Source organism: Streptomyces sp. NPDC101194, from assembly GCF_044767885.1.
GTDB lineage: Bacteria > Actinomycetota > Actinomycetes > Streptomycetales > Streptomycetaceae > Streptomyces.
The window spans coordinates 81,041-102,877 of the sequence record NZ_JBIWOS010000005.1; the positions used below are offsets into that span (position 1 = coordinate 81,041).

Annotated in this window: 15 protein-coding genes; 6 read left to right on the top strand and 9 right to left on the bottom strand. The window is 70.5% G+C overall.

Annotated features, from left to right (window positions below; all coding sequences use genetic code 11):
* Nucleotides 1–32: 32 nt before the first annotated feature.
* Nucleotides 33–1,013 carry an NAD(P)/FAD-dependent oxidoreductase gene (locus ACIRP2_RS20315; RefSeq protein WP_404252117.1) on the top strand — a complete coding sequence of 327 codons (981 nt, stop codon included), beginning with the start codon at nucleotides 33–35 and terminating at the stop codon, nucleotides 1,011–1,013.
* Nucleotides 1,014–1,441: 428 nt separating this feature from the next.
* Here ACIRP2_RS20315 and ACIRP2_RS20320 read toward each other — a convergent pair whose 3' ends face one another.
* The 3 genes from ACIRP2_RS20320 to ACIRP2_RS20330 form a co-directional block, all read right to left on the bottom strand.
* Nucleotides 1,442–2,173: an SDR family oxidoreductase gene (locus tag ACIRP2_RS20320; protein WP_404252119.1), complete on the bottom strand. Its 732-nt coding sequence runs from the start codon at nucleotides 2,171–2,173 to the stop codon at nucleotides 1,442–1,444.
* 61 nt (nucleotides 2,174–2,234) lie between these two features.
* On the bottom strand, nucleotides 2,235–3,131 hold the full coding sequence (locus ACIRP2_RS20325) for an ABC transporter substrate-binding protein (RefSeq protein WP_404252121.1): 897 nt from the start codon (nucleotides 3,129–3,131) through the stop codon (nucleotides 2,235–2,237).
* A gap of 319 nt (nucleotides 3,132–3,450) precedes the next feature.
* Complete coding sequence (locus tag ACIRP2_RS20330; protein ID WP_404252123.1) at nucleotides 3,451–4,206, bottom strand: SDR family NAD(P)-dependent oxidoreductase; 756 nt, start codon at nucleotides 4,204–4,206, stop codon at nucleotides 3,451–3,453.
* Nucleotides 4,207–4,879: 673 nt separating this feature from the next.
* Between ACIRP2_RS20330 and ACIRP2_RS20335 the strand changes: the two genes are divergently transcribed.
* Nucleotides 4,880–5,860: a GlxA family transcriptional regulator gene (locus tag ACIRP2_RS20335; protein WP_404252125.1), complete on the top strand. Its 981-nt coding sequence runs from the start codon at nucleotides 4,880–4,882 to the stop codon at nucleotides 5,858–5,860.
* A gap of 144 nt (nucleotides 5,861–6,004) precedes the next feature.
* The gene (locus tag ACIRP2_RS20340; protein WP_404252127.1) at nucleotides 6,005–7,384 is read left to right on the top strand and encodes a DJ-1/PfpI family protein; all 1,380 of its coding nucleotides are present in this window, start codon (nucleotides 6,005–6,007) and stop codon (nucleotides 7,382–7,384) included.
* Between the two features lie 133 nt (nucleotides 7,385–7,517).
* Here ACIRP2_RS20340 and ACIRP2_RS20345 read toward each other — a convergent pair whose 3' ends face one another.
* From ACIRP2_RS20345 to ACIRP2_RS20355, 3 genes are all read right to left on the bottom strand, one after another.
* On the bottom strand, nucleotides 7,518–8,330 hold the full coding sequence (locus ACIRP2_RS20345) for a GPP34 family phosphoprotein (RefSeq protein WP_404252129.1): 813 nt from the start codon (nucleotides 8,328–8,330) through the stop codon (nucleotides 7,518–7,520).
* 453 nt (nucleotides 8,331–8,783) lie between these two features.
* Nucleotides 8,784–9,056, bottom strand: a complete 273-nt coding sequence (locus ACIRP2_RS20350; RefSeq protein WP_404252131.1) for a hypothetical protein — start codon at nucleotides 9,054–9,056, stop codon at nucleotides 8,784–8,786.
* Nucleotides 9,057–9,222: 166 nt separating this feature from the next.
* Nucleotides 9,223–10,242: a translation initiation factor 2 gene (locus ACIRP2_RS20355; RefSeq protein ID WP_404252133.1), complete on the bottom strand. Its 1,020-nt coding sequence runs from the start codon at nucleotides 10,240–10,242 to the stop codon at nucleotides 9,223–9,225.
* A gap of 95 nt (nucleotides 10,243–10,337) precedes the next feature.
* On the opposite strand from ACIRP2_RS20355, the gene ACIRP2_RS20360 reads away from it, so the two are divergent.
* The 3 genes from ACIRP2_RS20360 to ACIRP2_RS20370 all read left to right on the top strand — a co-directional run bounded on the left by ACIRP2_RS20360 (nucleotide 10,338) and on the right by ACIRP2_RS20370 (nucleotide 17,348).
* A complete protein-coding gene (locus ACIRP2_RS20360) occupies nucleotides 10,338–14,699 on the top strand; it encodes a WD40 repeat domain-containing protein (RefSeq protein WP_404252135.1) in 4,362 nt (1,453 codons plus the stop codon).
* A gap of 44 nt (nucleotides 14,700–14,743) precedes the next feature.
* Nucleotides 14,744–16,159, top strand: a complete 1,416-nt coding sequence (locus ACIRP2_RS20365) for an esterase/lipase family protein (RefSeq protein ID WP_404252137.1) — start codon at nucleotides 14,744–14,746, stop codon at nucleotides 16,157–16,159.
* Between the two features lie 250 nt (nucleotides 16,160–16,409).
* Complete coding sequence (locus tag ACIRP2_RS20370) at nucleotides 16,410–17,348, top strand: hypothetical protein (protein ID WP_404252139.1); 939 nt, start codon at nucleotides 16,410–16,412, stop codon at nucleotides 17,346–17,348.
* Nucleotides 17,349–17,501: 153 nt separating this feature from the next.
* Here the strand turns inward: ACIRP2_RS20370 and ACIRP2_RS20375 are convergent, their stop codons facing one another.
* The 3 genes from ACIRP2_RS20375 to ACIRP2_RS20385 form a co-directional block, all read right to left on the bottom strand.
* Entirely contained in the window at nucleotides 17,502–18,608 is a 1,107-nt protein-coding gene (locus tag ACIRP2_RS20375) for a C45 family autoproteolytic acyltransferase/hydolase (RefSeq protein ID WP_404252141.1), read from the bottom strand.
* Complete coding sequence (locus ACIRP2_RS20380) at nucleotides 18,605–20,236, bottom strand: amidohydrolase (protein ID WP_404252143.1); 1,632 nt, start codon at nucleotides 20,234–20,236, stop codon at nucleotides 18,605–18,607. The genes ACIRP2_RS20375 and ACIRP2_RS20380 overlap by 4 nt, the downstream gene beginning before the upstream one ends.
* 118 nt (nucleotides 20,237–20,354) lie before the next feature.
* Nucleotides 20,355–21,788 (bottom strand): purine-cytosine permease family protein, encoded by a 1,434-nt coding sequence (locus tag ACIRP2_RS20385; RefSeq protein WP_404252145.1) that lies wholly within the window; start codon nucleotides 21,786–21,788, stop codon nucleotides 20,355–20,357.
* Between the last annotated feature and the right edge of the window lie 49 nt (nucleotides 21,789–21,837).

Genomic DNA, 21,837 nt, shown 5'->3' on the forward strand with positions numbered 1-21,837 from the left:
GGCACGCACTATCGCGCCAGGAGGTTGTTTCCATGATCAATACGACGAATGACCAGAACAGCAGGGCACAGCACGGCGATGTCGACGAGATCCACGACGTGGTGGTGGTCGGCGCCGGAGCGGCCGGTCTGAACGCCGCCCTGCTCCTCGGCCGCGCTCGCCGCAAGGTAGTGGTGATCGACGCGGGCCGACCGCGCAACGCGCCGGCCTCGCACATGCATGGTTTCCTGTCCCGCGACGGTCTGCCCCCGGCAGCGCTGCTCGACCTCGGGCGCGCCGAGATCGCCCGCTACGGCGTCCAGCTCATCCATGGACAGGTGGAACAGATCGACCACGGCTACTACGTCCGCATGGCGGGTGGGGTGGTGCTCAAGGCCCGCCGCATCCTGATCGCGACCGGGCTGCGCGACGAGTTGCCCGACATCCCCGGCGTGCGCGAGCGGTGGGGCAGGGACCTGCTGCACTGTCCGTACTGCCACGCGTACGAAGTCCGCGACCAGCCCCTCGCAGTCCTCGGCACCCACCCGGGAGCGGTGCACCAGGCCCTGCTCCTGCGCCGGTGGAGCGACGACGTCGTCTTCTTCCCGCACTCCCTGGACCTGACCGCGCAGGACCGGGAGCGGCTGGCGGCGTGCGGCCTGCGCCTCGTCGAGGGCGAGATCAAGCAGCTCGTCGTCGACGGCGACCGGCTGCGCGGCATCGAACTCGTCGACGGCCGCGTCGTCCCCCGCGCCGCCGCGTTCGTCTTCCCCCGCCCAGTGGCGCACGACGAGCTGCTGACCCAGCTGGGCTGCGACAAGGACGACAACGGCTGGGTCGCCACCGACCGCACCGGCCGCACCAGCGTGGTCGGTGTCTGGGCCGCCGGTAATGTCATCGACCCACGAGCCCAGGTCGTCGTCGCCGCAGGCATGGGGTCCGCCGCCGCCTTCGCCATCAACACCGACCTGCTGGACGAGGACATCGACCGCGCCGTCGAGCAGCGCCGCCACGCGGCTGGTGCCACTCGGTAGCCCGCTGCGCGGCAACACCGGACCGCACTCCCCCACCCGTACAGGACAGCGAGCCCCCGCATGGCCCACACCTGGTGGACAGCATCACCGAGCAGACGTTCACCATGCGTCCTCCAGGTGGAGCGGCCCGTCCTGGTCCAGTTCCGGGCCACCTGGTGCCCTGTGCCGGATGGCCCCCGGCGTGGAGCTGTTGGCCGCCGGACGGTCCGGCAGAACCTGGCCTTCGTCCCGGTCGACCTGGACCAGCGGTGCGGCCCGGCCGCCCGGGTCGGCATCCAGCCGCGTTCCCGCCTTCGTCGTCCGTGCAGCCGGCCGCCCCGCTGGCCCATGAGGCAGGCAAGAAACCCGAGGGTGTCCCGGCTGCGTCTGCCCGCGTGAACGACCCGCGCCGCCCGTCCCTCACTCGGTGGTTGCGCTGAGGGGGTGCTTCAGGAGAGCCAGTCGGTGTAGTGGGTGGGGGCGATGCGGGCATCGTCAGGGGCGGTGATGGCGTCGCCGTGGACGACGGCGAACATGCCGGCGGTGTCATCCGTCACGACAGAGCGCCCGTCGCTCTTGGCGGTCACGGTGAGCCGGCCGAGTTCATCGAGGGCGTAGACGTCGGGACCCGCGATGTTGACCACGCCGTTCAGAGGGCTGCCCGCGGCGACTTCGGCGACAGAGCTGGAGACATCCGCAGCGGCGATCGGCTGAATCGGTGTACGCGGCAGCCGGACGGTGTCGCCGTCGGTGGTCATGGCCAGGGTTGCGTCCATGAACTCCATGAACTGCGTGGCGCGGACGATGGAATAGGGGATCGGTCCGGCCTTGAGGATGTCTTCCTGAAGCACTTTCGCCCGGTAGTAGTCCAGGTCTCGAACGTGGTCCACGCCGACGATCGAAAGAATGACGAAGTGTCCGACTCCGGCCTTCTCGCTCGCGGCAAGCAGGTTGTCCATCGAAGTCCGGAAGAAGGCGAGCGAGGCGTCGTCGAAGGTCGGGGAATTCGCCAGGTTGATGACGACGTCGGCGCCCGCCACTGCCGCCTCCACCCCCTGACCGGTAATGATGTTCACGCCTGTGGACAGGGAGTGCGGTACGGCCCGATGTCCGGCTGCGTTCAGGTTCTCCACGACCCGTGACCCGATCAGCCCGGTTCCGCCGATGACTGCGAATTTCATGACTCGCTCCTTCCGTCGGTGACTGGTGCCCTGTTTGCACTTTATGAGGCTTTGATTGCTATCAAGATGGCGTAGGCGTCGTCGGGCTCCTGGTTGCGGTGCGGTAGAACTCGGCTGCGGTGACAGTGACGGGGAGGGCGAGTTCGGCGGCGACCGCGGTGATCGCGGTGGCGCCGACGGCCAGGTCCGCTTGGCCGTCGGTGGTGAAGTACGGTGCGATGAACGTCTCGTAGTGGGCTCGGACTTCGTCCGCGGTGTGTCGGCCGAGGAACGTCTGGATGTGCCGCACCGTGGTATCGGGTTCGGTGTGGATCATCTGCAGGGCGCGCCGGTGGGCTCGCACCACGGCCTGGACCGCGGGGTCGTCCGGGTGGACGTAGGTGGGGTCGACGGCCACGCCTACGGTGGGGATCCGGAAGTGGTCGCCGACCCAGGCCAGCACCTGCCAGCCGTGCTCGGCGGCCATCGCCTCCGGTGCCATGGTGCTGCCGACCAGGGCGGCGTCGATGCTGCCCTCGTGCAGCCGGCGCAGGTCCATGCCGTAGTCGCCGGGCACACGGACGATGGTGCGGATGTCGCGGTCCGGGTCGAGACCGACTTGGCGCAGCACGATCCGGGCGAAGCACCCGGGTGCGGTGTGGGGTGCGTGTACCGCCAGCCGACGGCCTGCCAGGTCGGCCAGGGAGGTCAGGCCGGGGCGTGCGAGGAACCAGAACAGCGGGCGGTGGGTGTTGACGTCGAGTGCGACCCAGGGGGTGCCATCGGCCAGTCGTGACAGCAGCGCCCGGCCGAGCCCGATGGTGGCGCCTCGGCGCAGCCGCTCGTCGTCCCAGGAGCAGCCGTCGCGCAGCGCCACGTGGACGCCCTCGTCGGCGTAGTAGCCCTGCTGGTCGGCGATGTAGGCGACCAGTTCCTCATGCAGTCCCCGCCCGACGTAGGCGAGATCGATCGTGTACATGAACGTTCTTCCTTGATCGTGTCACCGCGCCGGGGGCTGTCCCGTCATCCCTGGCGGAACAGCGAGCGGCGTCGGATGCGATGCATCGCGAGTCGAAGGGACGTCCGCGGAGTGGATGTGTGCGGACGTTCCGACAACGCGGCGAGGTGCCGTAGCTGTCGTCGTGCGCCCGCCGGAATGGACGGGACAGGCCTTGGGCCCGGGTGTGTCGCAGGCCCGGCCGCTGCGACCCCTGGTGCAGAGGTGACGGCGTGCCAAATGCGCTCCGATCGCCGGCGTGACCGGGACGGTACGACCCCGTGCGCGGGGACGACGGACGTCAGTACATGGACATCCCGCCGTTGACCGCGGCCGTGGTGCCGGTCATGAAGGCGTTGTCGTCGCTGGCATAGAAGGCAACCGCTTGGGCGACGTCGCCCGGGTGCGCCAGGCGGCCCAGGGGGGTGGCGGCCACCTGCCGCTGTTTGAGCTCCTCGTCGATCACGTCCGCCATCCGGGTGCCTTCCACCGGGCCGGGCTCGACGACGTTGACCGTGATGCCACGCGGGCCCAGTTCCTGGGCGAGGTACCGGGCGAACTGCGCCAGTGCGGCCTTGGCCGTGCCCAGCGCGATCATGCCCTCCCTGGGTCGACTGCTCAGGCCGGTACCGAGATAGATGATGCGCCCCCAGCCCTGTGCGGTCATGGCGGGCAGAACGGCTTTGGTGACCGCGAACGCCGCACGCATCTCGTCGTCGAGCTTGCCGCCCAGTTCTTCCCACGTCATGTCCTGGAACGGCTTGATCACATACGGGGTGAGCGCGTTGTGCACAAGCACGTCGATGCCACCCCATGCCGCCTGGACCCGCCCGGTCAGCCTCTCGACCGCCCCTGCCTCACGCACGTCGGCCTGCACTGCCATGGCCTGGCCGCCTGCGGCCCGGATGCCGACCACGACCTCCTCGGCTGCCGTGCCGCTGCGGAGGTAGTTGACCACCACGCGCATCCCTCGCGCGGCCAGAAGGCGCGCGGTGGCCGCACCGATTCCGCTGCCGGCCCCTGTCACCAACGCCACTCTGCCGGTTGCCCCGGTCACGGGCCCACCTCCTGCTCGTCGTCGCGGGCCGTCGGCATGACCGCCCGGAGCTGTTCACCGTCGATGCCGGGGTGTGCCGAGCGGATCGCCCCGCTGACCATGGTGTCGACCGGTCGCCCGCAGCAATTTCGACCGGGAAACAGTCGAGTTCGCGCGGCAACTGCAAGAAGCGCAGCCACTTCGACCCGCCAAGCGCATCGCGTGCCGAACCTCCCGCCGATCCGGCCGGCCACCGCTCACCGCATCCTCGCTCTGCGTGTCCGGTCTGCTTGGTGATCAAGTCCCGCAGCGGGTCCTGCACGACCGGCGGGTCGCCGTCCACGTCACGCATCGAGACCGGATCCATGGCGGCAAGGGTAGGCGCGAGACGCAGTCGTGGCTGGTTGCCGCCCTCGGATCGCGAGACGTGTCGGTCAGACGCGGCCCCGTCAGCCCCATGTGGCCGAGCGCCACCAGCGGCAAGCCGGTGCACCCGGCCGCGCTCGCCACCGGCGCATCGATCGGCCTCGTCCAAGAGACGGAGCACGGAAGCGAAAGAGTGTCGACATGCCCAGCAGGGCGACGGGCGCACCCGACCTCACCGCACGGGATCTCCCGGGCAGTGCCTGATCCGTCCGTTCCACTGCGCCGAGAGCCCTCGTGGACGGCACCGGCTCCTGCTTACTGTGTCCGGGTGAATGATGTGACGAGCGGGTGCACCGGACGTGTGATCGTGCTGGTCCTGCCCGAGGTGAACCTGCTGGACCTCGGCGGTCCGGTGCAGGTCTTCGATGCCGCTGCCCATTTGGGGGGCGGCTACCGGCTGGAGTACGCCGCCGAGACCGGCGGGGTGCGCTCGGCGCAAGGCCTGCAGCTGACCGGCCTGTCGCACCTGGCGGAGACGCAGGCCGGGCCGGGCGATCTGGTACTGGTTCCCGGGCCGCGACTGACCGGATCCGGCCGACTGGTACCTGAGGCCGCGGTGCGCTGGGTACGGAAAGCGTATGACGCCGGGGCCCGGGTCGCATCGGTGTGCAGCGGTGCCGCCGTACTCGCAGAGGCGGGACTGCTGGACGGCCGGGCATGCACGACGCACTGGTCGCTCACCACGGCGATGCGCGAGCGCTACCCTGCGGCTCGGGTGCGCGAAGCCGCGCTGTACGTCCACGACGGACGGGTCAGCACCAGTGCCGGCATCTCGGCCGGAATCGACCTCTCGCTGTCTCTCGTCGAACAAGACCACGGCCCGGAGCTCACCGCCGCGGTCGCCCGTGAACTGGTGCTGTATCTACGACGGGACGGCGACACCACACAGATCAGCCCGTTCCTGCGCCACCGCGACCATGTGCAGCCCGCAGTGCACCGGGTGCAGGACTTCCTGGCCCAGAATCTGGACGCCCCTCACACCCTGGGCGAGCTCGCGGCCGTCGCCCACCTGTCCCCGCGCGGCCTGACCCGGGCCTTCTCGAAGGCCACCGGCATCACCCCGCTCACCTACCAGCGGCAGCTGCGTCTGGAGCGGGCCCGCACCCTACTGGTCGGCACCGGTCTGACGGTGGAGGCCGTCGCGGTCCGCTGCGGCTTCCGCGACGCACGACAGCTGCGCCGTCTGATCACCGAAACCTTCGGCGCCTCGCCGTCCCGGTTGCGGACACAACTGCGGTCGGCCGGCTGACCGTCCCGTTCTTCGGACGGTGGCAGTTCCTCGGCCTTGCCCGTCCTCCCTCTTCCCTTTCCCCTGCTGTGGACCACGAGTGCACAGCACTACCACCACGTGCCCGAATTATGGAGGTATGTCTTGCCCGAGGTGAATTCCGAGATGAGTAAGGGCCGTAAGGCCGTCCGCCGTACCGGCTGGGTCCTGGCCGGCCTGGTCCTGTCCATGGCGTCGTTCGCCGGGATCGTCTTCGCCGGAGTGAGTGCGTCCATGGCGGACAGCTTCGCGCCCGCTCCTGCCGCATCCGCCACGCGGTCGTGGCCTGCCGCCCGGCCCGTGCCGAAGGACCGCATCACGGTGGCAGTGGTGATCAGCAACGAGGGCTCCGTGGCAACCGACGTCCTGGCGCCCTATCAGGTGTTCGCCGAGTCGGAGAAGTTCTTCGTCTACACCGTGGCGGCAGAACGCCGTGTCTCCCCGTTGTCCGGCGGAGCACACCTGCTTCCCGATCACACGTTGACAGAAGTGGAGCGCGGCACACTGCCGGAACCCGATGTGATGGTCGTGCCCGCGGTGACCGACCCGGCCGACGCCAAGGAGGCCCGGACCCGCCGGTGGATCGCCGAACGCCATCACAGGGGCACGCGCGTCCTCGGTGTGTGCGCCGGCTCGGAACTCCTGGCCGCCTCCGGCCTGCTGGACGGCCACGACGCGACCTCGTTCTGGTCCGGCATCAGCTCCCTGAAACGCCAGTACCCGCAGGTGCACTGGAAGCGCGGTCAGCGGTACGTCGAGGACGGACGGGTGACCACCACCGCAGGCATCACCTCCGGCACCGTCGGCGCCTTGCGGGTGGTGGAGGAACTGGCGGGCAAGGACGAGGCCGCCCGCATCGGGAAGAGGCTGTCGTATCCGGGCTGGACCCCGGACGGGCCGACCGCGATCCCGGCCAACCGGCTGGCCATCGGCGACGTGCCCTACGCGCTCAACGCCGCATTCCCCTGGCTGCGGCCCACCGTGGGCATCGGCCTGGTCGACGGCGTGGGCGAGATCGACGCGGCTGCGGCCTTCGAAGGCTACGCCGGGGTTTCCTTCACCGCGCGAACGGTGGTGCTCGGGGCACGCGACACCGTCATCACCCGTCACGGCCTGGTCCTGATCGCCGAGACGGCACGCGGAGGCGCCCATGGGGTGGACCGCTTCGTGGTGCCCGGCGTTGCAGACACCTCGGCCGTGGACACGCCGCTGCGCACCTGGGCGCGCAGCAACGGACTGGCCGTGGAGTTGCCGGGCGGGGGACGGCGTGAGGGGGAATTCGGTTTCGACCCGGTCCTGCGCGACCTCGCCGCGCACAGCGACGTCCGTTCGGCCCTGGTCACGGCGAAGTTCTCCGAATATCCCTCGTCCCATCTGGAACTGACCGGCGCGACCTGGCCCAGGCGGACGACTCTGCTGGCCGCAGGAGCAGCCGTGTTCAGCGTCGGAGTGGGATTCGTCCCCACCGTGATCCGGCAGACGGTGCGGCGCCGGCGCACAGCGTAGCCGGTACCCGGAGGCCCACGGAACGCGCCCAGTCACCGAGGACGACCACCACGCGGGCGAACGATCGCTCAGCAGACGTCCTGGAAGACCACGGCGCGCTCCGACGCCATTCGTTCGACTCCCGGTTGTCGTGTCACCAGCCGCCGTGCCCGCCGTCCCCGTGCCCGCCGCTGTGATGACCGCTGTCGGCTCCTCCCCCGGACCAACCACCCGCGTCCAAGTCGTGGGCGAGGCCGTGGCCCCCGGTGGTGAAGTCGGCGTAGAGGTCGCTCAGCTCGCCGAGGAGTCGGCGGGTGAGGGCGTCTGCGCCGCTGGTCAGTGCTGTGGCGATTTCCTCACCGGCTTCCGCGGCTGTTCCGGCGGTGGTGGGCGTGAGGTGGCCGGGTGCGCCGAGGGCTGCCAGACGGCGACGGTCGGCGATCCCCCGCAGGCCCGGGTAGGCCGCAGCGGCGAGGCCCGCAGCCTGGACGAGCAGGGCGAGGGATACGTCGCGGGCGGCCTTCGGCGTTGCGGAGCCCGCGCGGACCACGCCGTCGAGACGGGCCTGCAGCGCCCGGCGGCGCTGCAGGTCGACGGAGAGAATGTCGTGGCGGGTACGGCCGCCGGGCTCGCGCCGGCGGCGGACCCGGACCGCCTTCTGGTCCTCGAGCCGGGAGAGATACTCGAGGGTGAGGGAGCGCGGTGTCTGGCGCAGCCATTCCTTGAGGTTCGGTGGTGGAGCAGCCGCACCCAGACTGCGCAGAACATTGTTGAGACGACGGTCCTCGACGCGTCGCGAGTCCGTCACCTCGATCCGCCGGGGGCTGACCGTGATCCGTCCGGCCAGGCCCAGATCCACCAACTCCGATGCCCGCAGAGCGAACCGGAGCCGGTCATCGGCCCGTATCCGTACACGTCGCCTGCCCGGGACTGTCGCGAGCAGGAGCAGTTCATCCCCCATGGCCATACATGCAGGTTAGGCGCGGTCGGCGAAGGAGGGGAGTCCTCCGCGGACCCTCGCGTCGGCTTCCGCGACGCGCCACGCCGGGCGCCCTCGAAGCCGATGAACGGTCCCGCTTCGCTGCCGGCGCGTCCGTGAGTCGCTCATGAGCGGGGCGATCCGATCCTTCGCTCTCCTCGACAGGCCGAAGGCCCGGGTCCACGGTCCGGCACACGCTCGACGGAACCGCAGAACGTGTTGGGGGCCGAGCCGTTTCTTCGAACAGCCGTCTGCCGTGCGACGCCTGGCGCGCACGCTCGCCGCGTTGTCGCAGTCGTCCACGTACGCTCACCGGCTGTGATGCCTGTTCCGTCCCCCTTCCCCGACCTTGACGCCAGGGTGAGAGTCGGCGTCCCGGGCATGCCCGCTCCACCCCCGGCGGGGCACCGACCGGATACCGGGAGTACGACGAGTCGGCGATCACGCTGGTGGGCACATGGCCTGCTGTTCCCGCTCGGCCTCACCGCACATGACGTCCGTGACTTCCTGCCCTGCCTCGAACAGGACATCGCCGAAGCTCCCGTCCGTCCCACGAGCGCACGGGTCGTCGTCCGCAAGCTCAGCGATGTGGAGGACAAGATCGCCGCGCCGGGCGTCGTCCGCAAACGTGTCCTCGACGTACTCGCCCGGGCCGACGACTCCGGTCATCACCGGCTGCTCATGCGCCTGCAGGCTGTCGCCCACCGCGCGCATGTCACGGAAGCTGAGTCGGAGTTCGAGTTCGAGTTTCGACGCAGCGTGGATACCGGAAAGGAGGCTGGGATGAGCACCCGCACCCCGAACCACCGGGGCCGGCGGTACCGCGAACCACCGTCCGGGACCCACGCCTGGCAGACAGGACAGGCTCATGGACGCGGCGCTATACGTCGTTCGGCCCCTTGGCCGCGGCCCGCGCCACGGCCGGGGCGATTGCGCGCTCGACCGCGGAGCGGCCCGCTCCGGGACTTCCGGTCCGCTCCACCATCGTGCGGACCATCGCGTGGTAGAAGAAGCTGGGCGAGGCCGCCGACCACAGATCGATCCGCTCCGGGTCGAGCAGGAAGTCGAGCACCGGCTCCGGCTCGGCCGGCACGAACGCGTACTCGCTGTGTTCCCACTTGTCCTCCACACCATGGCTCCAGCGGTCCCGCAGGTCGTCCTCACCCAGGTCCGCCAGCACCGCCCGGAAACAACCGGCCCACTGGTGCCGCTGGGTGTCCATCCCGAAGGACAGCAGCTCCACACCGGAGATGTCCTCCTCCTGTACGGCCAGTTCCTCGCGCAATGCCCGGCGGGCCGCCCCGAACAGGTCCGGGACCCCGTCCTTGAGATCATGCTTTCCGGAAAGTCCCTCATTGGCGGAGGAGTTCCACCGGCCGGCATTGCCGCCCACGGTCGCGCTGCGCCGGGAGAACAACATCTTGTTGTCCTTCCCCGTGATCACGATGACGTTCGCCCCGAAACTGCTGGACAGGAAGCCGTTCACGGTGACCGGGTCGGCCCCGTCGAGGTAGTGCTCGCGCAGAGTCCGCCCGGCCCCCTTCCCCTCCTCCAGGCTGCGGTCCAACTGCTGCGAGGCCAGGAAGGTGAAGTAGTCCGTGGGAGAGAAGCGCAGTTCGACGATCGGGTCCTCGTACTCGTCGCTGCGGGTGACCGCGATCGTCTCCAGTGCGAAACGCGGGTGGTTCCAGCGCCGAGGGGCACCGGAGACGGCCTGCGTGCGCTGCTCGTCCTCGATCTCCTGGCGCCAGCGCAGCACCTCCTCCGGCACATGTACGAAGGTCTCCGGATCGAAGTAGACGCGGACGTTGTCCTCCTTGATGGGCCGCGTCCCATCGCCCTCGTAGACGTGGTACGGCGTCCTGAGCGGGCCGATACGGAACAGGTCGCGGTCGGACACGAGAACCCTCACTCCCTGGGTGACAAAGGGGAGTTGACAGTTGCACACCGCCCCTGCCTCGGGCAACATCGGGAATCTTCAGGGGGGAGCCGTCGGTGGGGCGCATACCGGATCGCGGTGCGGCGTACGTCGTGTGCGTGGACGTGTACGACCATCCCGAGCAGATCCAGGGTTCCCCCACCCTGCCCGAACTCGGCGGCGTCGTCGACCGGTTCTGGCGGCTGGCCGACACCCTGGGCTTCACACCCGGCGGTCCCGTCATCACCGGCAGCAAGGCCGACATCGAGAAGGGCCTGGCCGCGATCCGCACCGCGACCACCGACCGCAAACTCATCTACTGGATCGGCCACGGCCACCAGAGCGGCCGCACCCTGCTGCTCTGCCGGGACTGGGGCAACCCCGACGGCACCAGCGGCGCCCTGACCGGCGAAGATCTCGGCTGGCACGTCGTCGAGATGAAGGGCGACATCCTCGTCATCGTCGACACCTGCTTCGCCCAGGACGTCGCGCAGCGGGCGGACGACGCCGTGCGGCATGCCGAACGCACCCTGGGTACCCCACCGGTGCCCGGTGGCGCACCCGCGTCGACCCGCAGCATCGGCTGCGTGGGCACGGCGGCCGGCGCCGCGCTGCCCGGCACCTCCGCGCGGGCGAGTCGGGCCCAGGTCGGCGTCTGGCTGGACGGTTGGGCCGAGGTGTGCGGGAATCCGGACCACGCCTTCCGCCGGGGCCGCCCCCTGTGGAGTCCGTACTCTGACGCCGTGGACGCGGCCGCCGTCATGGAAGCCGTCTCCGAACACCTCACCGCCACCGGCAAGATGCAGACAGCCCGGCTCTACGGGGGAGAGCGCCTCGCGAAGTTCTTCACCAACCCCCATTTCGTGGCCGACGCCCCGCCCCGGTCTGCGGCCAGCGCGGCGCCGACGCCCCACAGGCGGCTCGGCGGGCTGCGACTGGAGGCCGACGACGAACGGTTCGTCGGCCGCCGCGATCCGCTCGACCGGGTGGCCCGCTGGCTCGGATCCGCCCACCACAACGGGGTCATGGTCGTCAAAGGGGGCCCCGGCAGCGGAAAATCGGCGTTCCTCGGCCAAGTAGCGCTCATGACTCTTGAGGACTCCGCCCGACACAACCACCTGCCCGCCCGGCTGCGGACCGACCTGGTCGGCGCGATCGATGCCGTCATCGGCTGCCGGGGCCGCAGCAGCCTGAGCTGCGCCCGCGAGATCGGCACACAGCTCGGCCTGGACACCGCCGGATGGACCGACACCCGCCAGGCCGTCGGAACGCTGGCGACCGAATGCGCGGAACGCCCCCGGACCGGCCTGATCGTCGACGGCCTCGACGAAGCGGACGACAGCGACCTGGACTCGATCATCACGGATGTCCTCACCCCGCTCCTCGAACACAACAGGGTCAAAATCCTCATCGGGACCCGCGAGGACGCGCGAAGCAACCAACATCCCCTCATCCACGACGCAGCCGGCCTGCTCCAGCTCGACCAGGACCCGGACCGTGACAGGGACGTGGCCGCCTACGTGAACCGGCGGCTGACCGAGCCCTCCTCGCCCTACGCCGGCGGCACCGTCCCGCTGGACCTGCTGCGGGCCGTCACCGAGGCCGTCGTCGACCGCAGCCAGGGCGTGTTCCTCGCCGCCCGCTTCTACTGCAGCGCCCTCACCCGCCTCGATGCCCCACATCCACCCGGGCACCCCGCCTTCCGGGCCCTCCTGGTCTCCGGTCTCGACGAGGTCTTCGCCATGGAACTGCGCTACATGGGCGCGGCCCTCGGCGAATCGGGCGAGATTTCCGACACCCTGCCCGGCCGGCCCGACGGGCTGCTCCTTCCGCTCGCTCTCGCCCAGGGCGCGGGCCTGCCCGACGAGGACGGCATTTGGCTGGACACGGCCAACGCCCTCGCCAAGCGCTGCGGAACCGGCCACCACTACACCCGTGACGACATCCCCCGCATCCTGCGGGTCGCCGGCGCACACATCGATGTCGACGGTGATGACGGTCAGCAGGTGTACCGGCTCTATCACAAGGCCCTGATCCAGCATCTCATCGACGGCGTCCGCGCCACCGCGACCGCCGCCGACCTGCACTCCACCATGACCGACGTCCTGTTGCGGGTGCACGAGAAGCTGTACCACGAGCGGCCCGACACCAACAGCTACATCGCCCGCAACGCCGCCTCTCACGCGGCGGCCGCGGGACGGCTCGACGAACTCGTCGAGAACGCCGACTTCATGTTCCGTGCCGACCCCGCCCGGCTCATCCCTCTGCTCGATCAGCCCGCGTTCCCGCCCACTCCGTACACCATCCTCTACCGCCGCGTCGCCGAGGAGCTGCTCGGCAGGACCCCGTTCCAGCGGGCCGCACTGCTACGTGCCGCCGCCGTGCGCCACGACCCGCGACTGCTGGCCTGGGCCTCACGCTCCATGGTCCTGCCGTGGCAGGACCTGTGGACCACCGCCGCCCCCGAGACCTCGTACAGGGAACTGCGCACCCCCTACGGCGACGTCCGCGCCCTCGCCTGCACACCGGCGCCCGAGGACACCGTCCTCGGGTCCGGCGACCAGGTATGGCAGTGGCCCTTGGCGAGCGGGCGCCCGGAACTGCTTCGCCGGTTCACCCCGGTCGCTGCCGGACACCGTGTCAACCGCTTGCACGCCCTGGCCGTTCCGGCCAGGGCGGACAGCACGATCGCCGCCGTCGCGGCCGACACCGAACGGGTACTGATCTGGCCCGCGGACCCGGCCGAGACGGTCCGCCCGCTCGGGTGGGGAGCACGGGTCGGCGGAGTCGCGGTGGGCGCGGACCAGGACCGGGAGATCGTCGTGGCCGCCGTCGGCACCCAGGTCGGAATCTGGGAGTGGACGGAGAACAAGCCCCGACACCTCGGCTTCCTGAACTGGCCACAACAGCAAACCACCCAGCGCGACACGGCACTCGCCGTGGCGGTCGCAGAGCTCAGCGCCGAGGCCGGCCCGGAACTGATGGTCATCGCGGGCGGTGACGGCGGTTGCGTGGTGTGGGATGTGCGGACGCACCGGAAGCGGCTGGCCTTCGGCGCGGATGGCGGCCGGTGCGAAGCGCTGGCCGTGGCGCAGGACTCGGCCGGGGGCGCGGCGGGCGTTCTGGTCGCCGGGCTGTGCACCGGACCGCCCGACCTGCGGGTGTGGCGGATCACGGCGGCGGACGGGGACTTCACGGCATGTCAGGTGTTCGCCGCCGGACTGCGCCATCGCTCGGGGCTCGCTGTGGCGCTCGGCCGGGGCGGCGGGCGGTCACTGGTAGCGGCCCTGGACGGCGGAGCCGCCCGGGTCTGGAGCCTGGCCGACGGCAGTGAACTCCCGCCCCTGACCGGCCATCGGACCCGGCCGACCTCGCTCGTGTTCCGCTCCGACGACAGTGGTCAGGTCGCCGTGGCCGACGGTGTCCGGGTGAGGGTCTGGGATCCGCCCGCGCAGATGGCCGCACCGCACCCGCGGACCGGGCTGCCGGTCCCCGGCCGACGGCACGTGGGCGCCGTGGCGGCACGACCCGACGGCACTGGCGCGGTCGTCCTCGCCTCCGGGACGGCAACCCGCGTCTGGGACCTCGACGGCGAGCACCTGCACGACGAGCCGGCTCTCGGCCGCGTCGGAGGCGTCGCGCTGCACGCGGAGCCCGCCACCGGCCTCTGGCTCGCCGTCAGCGGCCGGGACGACACCCTGGGGCCCTGTGTCCGGGTCCGGGAGCTGGATTCCGCACGGACCGCGGGCAACCGGTCGGGCCGTACGTACGCCCTGGCCGTTCCGGACCGCGAACGCGATACGAGTCTCGGCTCCGTCGTCCTGCACCGGGACAGCGCGGCTCTGTCGGTGTTCGCCGCCGACGACCGTCGTATCCGCCGATGGGACGTCCTGGAGCGACAGTCCCTGCCTGACCACTACGTCACCACGGGCCTGGTGGAACACCTCGTCGTCGTCACGGCCCCGGGATCCCTCCCCCACCTGGCCGCCACGGCGGGCGACTCGCTCTGGATCTGGCCGGAGCTGCGGCCCGGACTGCCCGGTCGACGTTTCCGGTTCACCGGCGGGGCCGCCCACGCCCTCGCCGGCAGCTACGACGCCGACGAGCGGCCCTGGTTCGCGGTGGCCACCTCTACGGGGATCTCCCTGTTCACGCCGGACGTCCGGAGCGCCCACCCAGCGCTGCCCGACGCACCTTCGAACGTCCACTCCCTCGCCTTCGAGACGACGGCCTCGGGCCGAACCGTCCTGGTGGCCGCCTCCCGAACCCGCGAGATCCACACCTGGTCCATCGACAGCCCCGGCAAGCCCGCGCGCCGCATCCCGGACCGCGGCTACGCGGTACACGGAGTCTTTGCCGCCCCCGCGCGCTCCGGGCTCCACGTCGCCGCCGTCGGCCTCGACCGCATGGACCTCCTCCGCCTCACCGACCCCGACTGACCTCGGTCGGCTTCGTCCTGTCTCACCGGAAGGAACGCACGTCTATGGCGCACGACCTGGTGATCTTCGTACCGGGAATCCTCGGCAGCATCCTGCGGACCCCGGACGGGGACACGGGCGGGAACGGGGGCGAGGACGTCTGGAGGCTCACCTTCGGCGTGGCGGGCAGCGTGCTGCTCGGAACCGAACGGTACTTCGACCGGATCGCCCTGCCGGACGGGCTCGGCAGCGCCGAACCCGACGGCGAGCACGCCCTTCGGCCTGCCGGGCTGCTGGTGGAACCACGCACCTGGCCCGGACTCATGCCGCACGTCGCCTACAAGCGCCTGGCCCGCTATTTCGCCGCCCAACGCGACCAGCGCATCGTCACCTTCCCTTACGACTGGCGGCTGTCCAACCAGGTCTCCGCGCAGCGCCTGGCGGAGTTCACCGAACGCGAGCTGGGCCGATGGCGCGAGGAGCGCAGGGCCGCGGGCGCCGTCGAGGAGCCCAGGGCGGTGTTCGTCTGCCACTCCATGGGCGGCCTGGTGGCCCGGTACTACCTGGAGGTCCTCGGAGGCCGGGAGATCGCCCGCTCGATGGTGACGATCGGCACCCCGTACGCCGGTGCGGTCAAGGCGGTCCAGGCGCTGACCGACACCCTGCCGCGCCGCAGGGTGCTGAACCTGCCCGGGCGGCTGCGCGAAGGACTCCTGCGCGCAGCCCGCAGCATGCCGTCCGTCCACGAACTCCTGCCCACCTACCAGTGCGTGACCGGCCACCCCGACGGTACCCGCCTGGACACCGTCGACATCCCCGGCCTGGACACCGAGATGGTCCGCCGTGCCTTCGCCTTCAGGAGCACGCTCGACGAGCACGTCCGCAAGAACGCGGCCGCCGACCGCGCCGCCGGCACCGGGCCGGCCTACCGGGTGTTCGCGGCCGGAGGCCGCGGGATGCCGACCGACATCTCGCTGAGCCTGTCCGGCGGTGAGACCCGCTATCACGACCGGTTCGAGGGCGACGACCGCTGGCAGGGAGACGGAACCGTGTGGTGCCTGTCGGCCACCCCACCCGAGTGGCCCGACACGGCACACATGGACTGGTACCCGCGCGGCCACACGGCCCTGGCCAACGACGAGCTCCTGCACGGCCAGTTGCGCGACCGGTTCGACGCCCTCGACGTGCGCCCGTACCAGTCCTCCGGAGTCTCCTTCGGCATCGAGGTGCCCGAGGTGGTACGGGCCGGTGAACCCTTCACCATCGAGGCGGTCTCCGAACACGACGGGCTGCTGCTGGAAGCGACTCTGATCGCCCCCGACGGAACTCCCACCGACGAAGCCTGGCGTCTGCTGCCCACCGCGGAGGGCGTCTTTCGCGCCACCGCGGTCGTACCCCCCGGCCTGTGGACCCTGGAGATCAGTGCGCCGAGAGTGCCTGCCGCACCCGTGCAGGAGGAAACGCTGCTGGCGCTGGAATAGGTCCCGGGCGGGCACCAGCACACCCGCGTACCGGAGAGTGCCGGGGCCTTTGCGCGAGGAAGGGACCGGGCTCGGCCGTCGAGGACGAACGCCACCGCGCGGGCGGCGGGGACGACTGCTGCCCGCGTCGGTGACGCGGATCTCGCGAACGACACCTGGCTGGTTTCGTGCCCGCCCTGTTCCCAGCGAGCGGAGTGGGGCGTTGACTTGTTCAGGAACACGGGTTCTGACCGAGAGGACGGGACATGTGATGCCTCCTGCGCAGCCGAAGGACCCGCAACCGCTCGTGGTCGGCGCCGCCCCGGATGAGGCCCACTCCGCCGCCGGGAGCATGACCCCGTTCGACGACACCTACGACCAGCCCGACCCGCGCGCGTACTTCCGTGTGCTGGGGCCCTGGGAGTACCAGACCCCTCACCACGCGCAGGGCGTGTTCCGGCACATGCTCGATACATGCGGATCCTCGAAGGACGCGGCAGGCCCGGCCACGGTGCTGGACATCTGCTGTTCGTACGGCTTCAACGCCGCTCTGCTCAACCATCACCTCACCTGGAACGACCTGTACACCCACTACACGTCCCCGCATGCCACCACGATGACCACCGCCGAGTTGATCGAGTGGGACAGGGCGTTCTACGCGGCTCATCGGCGTTCGGACGCGGTTCGCGTCGTCGGGCTCGACGCCGCGCCCCGTGCCGTCTTCTACGCTCGTGCCGTGGGCCTGCTGGACGACGGTTTTGCCGAGAACCTGGAGGCCGCTCCGGCCGGCCCAGCCCTGCGTCAGGCCGTACGGGACACCTGCCTGATCACCGTCACCGGCGGAGCCAGCTTTCTTTCGCAACGTACCTTCCGGCCTGTCCTGGAGAACGTTCGGGGGCCCGTGCGGGTCGCTGCGTTCGTACTGCGCACCGGCTCCTACCAGCCCGTCGCCGACTGTCTGAAGGAGTACGGCCTCATCACCGAAAAGGCCTCCGGGCACACCTTCCCGCAGCGCCGCTTCACCGGCCCGCAGGAGCAGCAGTACGCGGTCAACGCGGTCGTCGCAGCCGGTGAGGATCCGCGCGGCAAGGAGAGCGACGGTTACTTCCACACCACGCTCTACGTGTCACGCCCCGTGACGGACGAGGCGCAATCGCCGTCGGCGCCCCGATCGACCAGCGGTATCGCCGTTCCACCGGGGGCGTGGTGATGGTTCATGCCGGCGCTCTCCTGACCTTGCGGTGGCTCGGTGGGGTGTCGTGCGACGCCGACGGGGTCGCCGCCCTGTGACGACACCCCGGGCACTCGCGGTCACGCCCGCCCGCGAAGCCACCCGCACCGGTTGCGCCGCGACGGCGCCGCGTCATCCGGCGGTGAGCGTACGCCAGTCGCGCGAACCCATGTCGGCGGGTGTGCCGTCGAGGATCCTGGCGGTGCGCGTCGAGGGTTCGAGGGTGACGGTCGCGAGGCTTGCCCAGCGCTGACCGAGCGGTTTGTCCAGGTCGGGCAGGCAGGTGACCGGTGGCTCACCGTCGCGTGTCACGAGACAGCCCGCGAGGTCGTCGGGCGTGGCCGGCGGCTCCGTGCGCGCGAGACGTGCACGCACGAAGTCGTATCGTTCTCCCGAATCGGGCTGGTAGAGCCATGACTTCTCGTCCGCGGCGGGGTCGGGCGTCAGGAAGTGGTTGGTGCGCAGCAGCATGCCCTGTTCGGTCTGCACGGAGAACACGCCGACCGGACTCAGGTCGAGAAGGACGGCGTCCGTCTCGTCGAAGAGCGCGAACGAACCGGACGATGCCAGCGGCGCGCTGCGGACGATCTCCACGGCCTCGGCGACACTGTCTGCTTCTTCGAGGACGATCGCCGCGAGCACGTGCACGGGGATGCCGCCGATGCTGTCGCGAACATGCCCGAGGATGTTGAAGTGCAGGGCCAGACCGGCGCTGTTGACGCCGATCTTGCCGAGGATGCCGTCCTCGGTGAGGCCGACGAAGTCGTGGCGGCCTCCCCGTACCTCCAACGTGTGCCACAGGGAGCTGAGTTCGATGTGCCAGTCCCAGGTCTGGACGCCGAAGGTGCGTGGCACCGAACGGCCGTCTCCAGCGGCGCGGCGCACGATCGTCGTGCATTCGCCGGGCGGCACGGTGGCACTGCGGGCCAGGATCTCGGTGCGCGCGTTGAGGGCCCCGATGCGCCACGGGTCGGCGCCGGACCCGTGGGCGATGCCGTCGATCTCGGCCCGCGCTCCTGGACGGAACCTCCCGATCGCGTCGAGGCCGCGCTCCGCATCCTCGCGTACCCGGGCGGGGGTGATGGAGCCGAGGGCGAAGAGCCGGTCGTACGCGTCGATCGCGGCGGGAATGCCGTCACGCAGTTGCTCACCTCGGGCGACACCGCGGTCGTACGGGTCGGCGGCGGCGGCCTCGACATGGTGGCGGTGGTGGGGGCGGGGAATTGACGTCGCGGTCACGAGCGTCCTTTCGCGGTGTTCGTATGGAGCTGTACCGCACCGCCGACGACCGTCGCGAGGACGGCATTGCCGGGCTGTGCTTCAGGGGCGAGGTCGAGCGGATTGGCCGCGAACACGGTGAGGTCGGCGAGGCAGCCGGGCGCGATCCGTCCGAGTTCGGCGGACGCTCCGGCGGCGTACGCCGCCGCGGCGGTCATGCCGGTGTAGGCCTCGCGTGCGGAGATCGCCTGCCCGGGCTGGACGGGTGCCGTGTACGGCTCCTCGACCGGGCGGCGCAACTGGCAGTCGGCCAGGCCGATGCGCGGATCGCCGGGGCCGATGGGCCAGTCGGAGCCGAGGGCCACGACGGCGCCGTGGTCCAGGAGGTCGCGGGTGCGCCAGCCGTGGGCGACGCGGTCGGGCCCGATACGCCGCGACCAGTTGTCGGTGCCGTCGGCGCGCGTGTGCCGGGTCGCGTGCACGGGCTGGAGGCTTGCGACGACGTCGAGTTCCGCGAACCTGCGCAGCAGGTCGTCGGGGATGGACTCGATGTGCTCGATGCGGTGCGGGGCACGGGCACCCGGGCCGACTTCCTCGATGACGTCGAGCGCGAACCGGACGGCCCGGTCACCGATCGCGTGGGTCGCGGTCGGGATGCCGCGCTCGGTGAAGAACCGTATCGCGGCGCGGTATGCGTCGGTGTCGCGCCACAGGGGCTCTCGGTTCTCGCCGTGGATGTCCGGGTGGTCGAACCATGCTGTGCCGTTGTCCGCGGTCCCGTCGAGCATGAACTTCGCGCCCTCGACGTGCCAGCGCCGCCCCCTGCGGCCCTGGAGGTCGGCGATGCGCTGCCAGACGTCCGGCGGCGAATCGGCCGGTACCAGCGGAGAGCAGCGGATGCGCAGCGGCAGGTCCCCGTGTTCCTCGATGTGCCGGTACACCGCTTCGGAGGGGTCGGAGAAGTCGAGCGCGTGCAGGCCGGTGAGACCGCTGCGCGCGAGGCGTTCCAATTGGTGGCGCACGTACTGGGCGGCGGTGTCCAGCGGCACTTCGGGATAGTGGTCGAATACCAGGTCCATGGCTTGGAGCTCGACCACGAGTCCCGTCGGGCGGCCGTCCGGGCCGACTTCGATCGACGAGGCGTCGGTGAACGTCTCACGGCCGGTCAGGCCGACGATCTCCACGGCGCGGGGGCTCACGACGAGAGCGTGCGCGTCGCTCGTCATCAAGGAGATCGGCCGTCCGGGGAAGTGCTCCGCGAACACGATGCCGGTCGGGTCGCCGTCGAACACGTTCACGTCGAGGTCGTATCCGGTGATCCACTCGTCCGTCGACCGCGTGTTCGCGGCTGCGGCCAACCGTGCGAGCACCTGGCCGAGAGTGGTGGCGCCGGACAGGTCCACACCACTGCCGGTCGAGATCGACCCCCATACGGGGTGGGCATGGACGTCGGTGAGGCCGGGCAGGATCACGGCGCCCGCGAAGTCGTGGACGGCCGTGCCTGGGCCACGCAGCGGTTCGAGGTCCGCCGCGGTGCCGACGGCGATGATCCGGCCGTCGGCGATCGCGACCGTGTCGGCGGGCGGACCGGCGGTGTCAGCGGCCAGATGTTCGACATGGTGCGCGAGTGCGATGACGTCGGCGTGCACTGGGGGTTCCTTCTGGTCCTGCTGCGTCCGGTGTGCGGGTTCGGCGGGCACGGGGGCTCGTCGGCGGGGCGCCTCGCAGCGCGACGCCCGGCCCGTGGAATCGGTCGAAGGGTGCGCGTCAGATGCGCGGGATGCTTCGAAGGGCGCGGGTCATCGCCCAGTAGACCGCCGCCGCGGCAATCATGCCGGACGGGATCGCCAGGTCGATGCCGCCCAGCGCATGGGCGATCGGGCCGGTCCAGAAACTGGTGTTCACCCACATCGCGGACGTAAGACCACCGACGAGGAGCGCGAGGACTCCGGCCCAGTGGACGCCGCGGTGGTACCAGAACGGGCCACCCCGCTGCTGGCCGAGCAGATCGGTCCCGCTGTAGCGGTTGCGCCGCAGGACCAGGTCGGTCACCGCCACCGCCATGGCCGGGCCGGTCACGACAACCACGAGTTGGAGCATGGTGTTGACGCTGGTGAGGAAGTCGAAGACGAGGATCGCGTACAGCGTCATGGCCGTGCCGAGGACACCGATGATCAGGACCGCCGGGATGCGCGCGAGGCGGACGCCGACCGACTGGATGGACAGACTGGCACTGTAGGCCGTCATGCCGTTGTTCGTCATGGTGTTGACGACGACCGCGATGACGAAGACGGGGATGAACCAGCCGGGCAGGACGCTCTCCAGTGCGGCTTCCGGGTCGCTCATGTCGAGACTGGTCGCCGCGAGCGCTCCGACGACGGTGAAGACGGTGCTCGGCAGGTACGCGCCGAACGCGGTCCATCCGGCAACGGCGACCGGGCTGCTGTCACGGGGCAGGTATCGGGCAAGATCCGGGCTGTTGCTGTACGAGAGCGGCGTGGAGGCGATGATCGCGAGACCCGTACCGAGTGCCGCGGCGAGTGCGGTCCCCCTGAGCGGCTCGGCCGGAGCGTAGGACCAGTCGGCCGCATCGAGCACGTACCCCGTGACAACGACGAACACCATCGTCAGGAGGACGCTGAGTGCGGTGTAGAGACGAACGATCGTCGCGTGTCCGAAGATCGCGATGAGCAGCGTTCCCCCGGCGATCACACAGATGACGACCGCGTCGGTGACCGAGTCGTCCGGCAGGCCGAACCGGCCGGCCAGACCGATGCCGGCGACCGAGGCGGCCGACCAGTTCAGGGCGAGGTAGGCGGCGGCTATCAGCCAACCGGTCAGGACGAGCACGATCTTGTTCCCCACGACCCCGTACATCGCGCGAGAAATGACCGACCCGCTCGTTCCCGCGGCAGGACCGCTCGCCGCGACGATGCCCGTACAGATCCAGAGCAGATTCCCGACGAGGATCACGCCGAGCGACTGCGGGAGCGTGAGCCCCATGAGGATCAGCGTGGCGCCGACGACGAAGCTCAGGTAACTCACGTTCGGCGCCGCCCAGACCGCGAACAGCTGGCGTGTCCGCCCGCCGCGCTCGTCCTCCGGGACCAGGCCGATGCCCCGGGTTTCCAGCTGTCCCGCGCGCTCGGCGCCGCGTCCGCCGGAGGGCCTCACGAAGGAGGTGTCGTTCGTCGTCGTCATCGAGGCCTCTCGGGTCCACCGGCCGCACGACACTATTGGGCGCGTGACC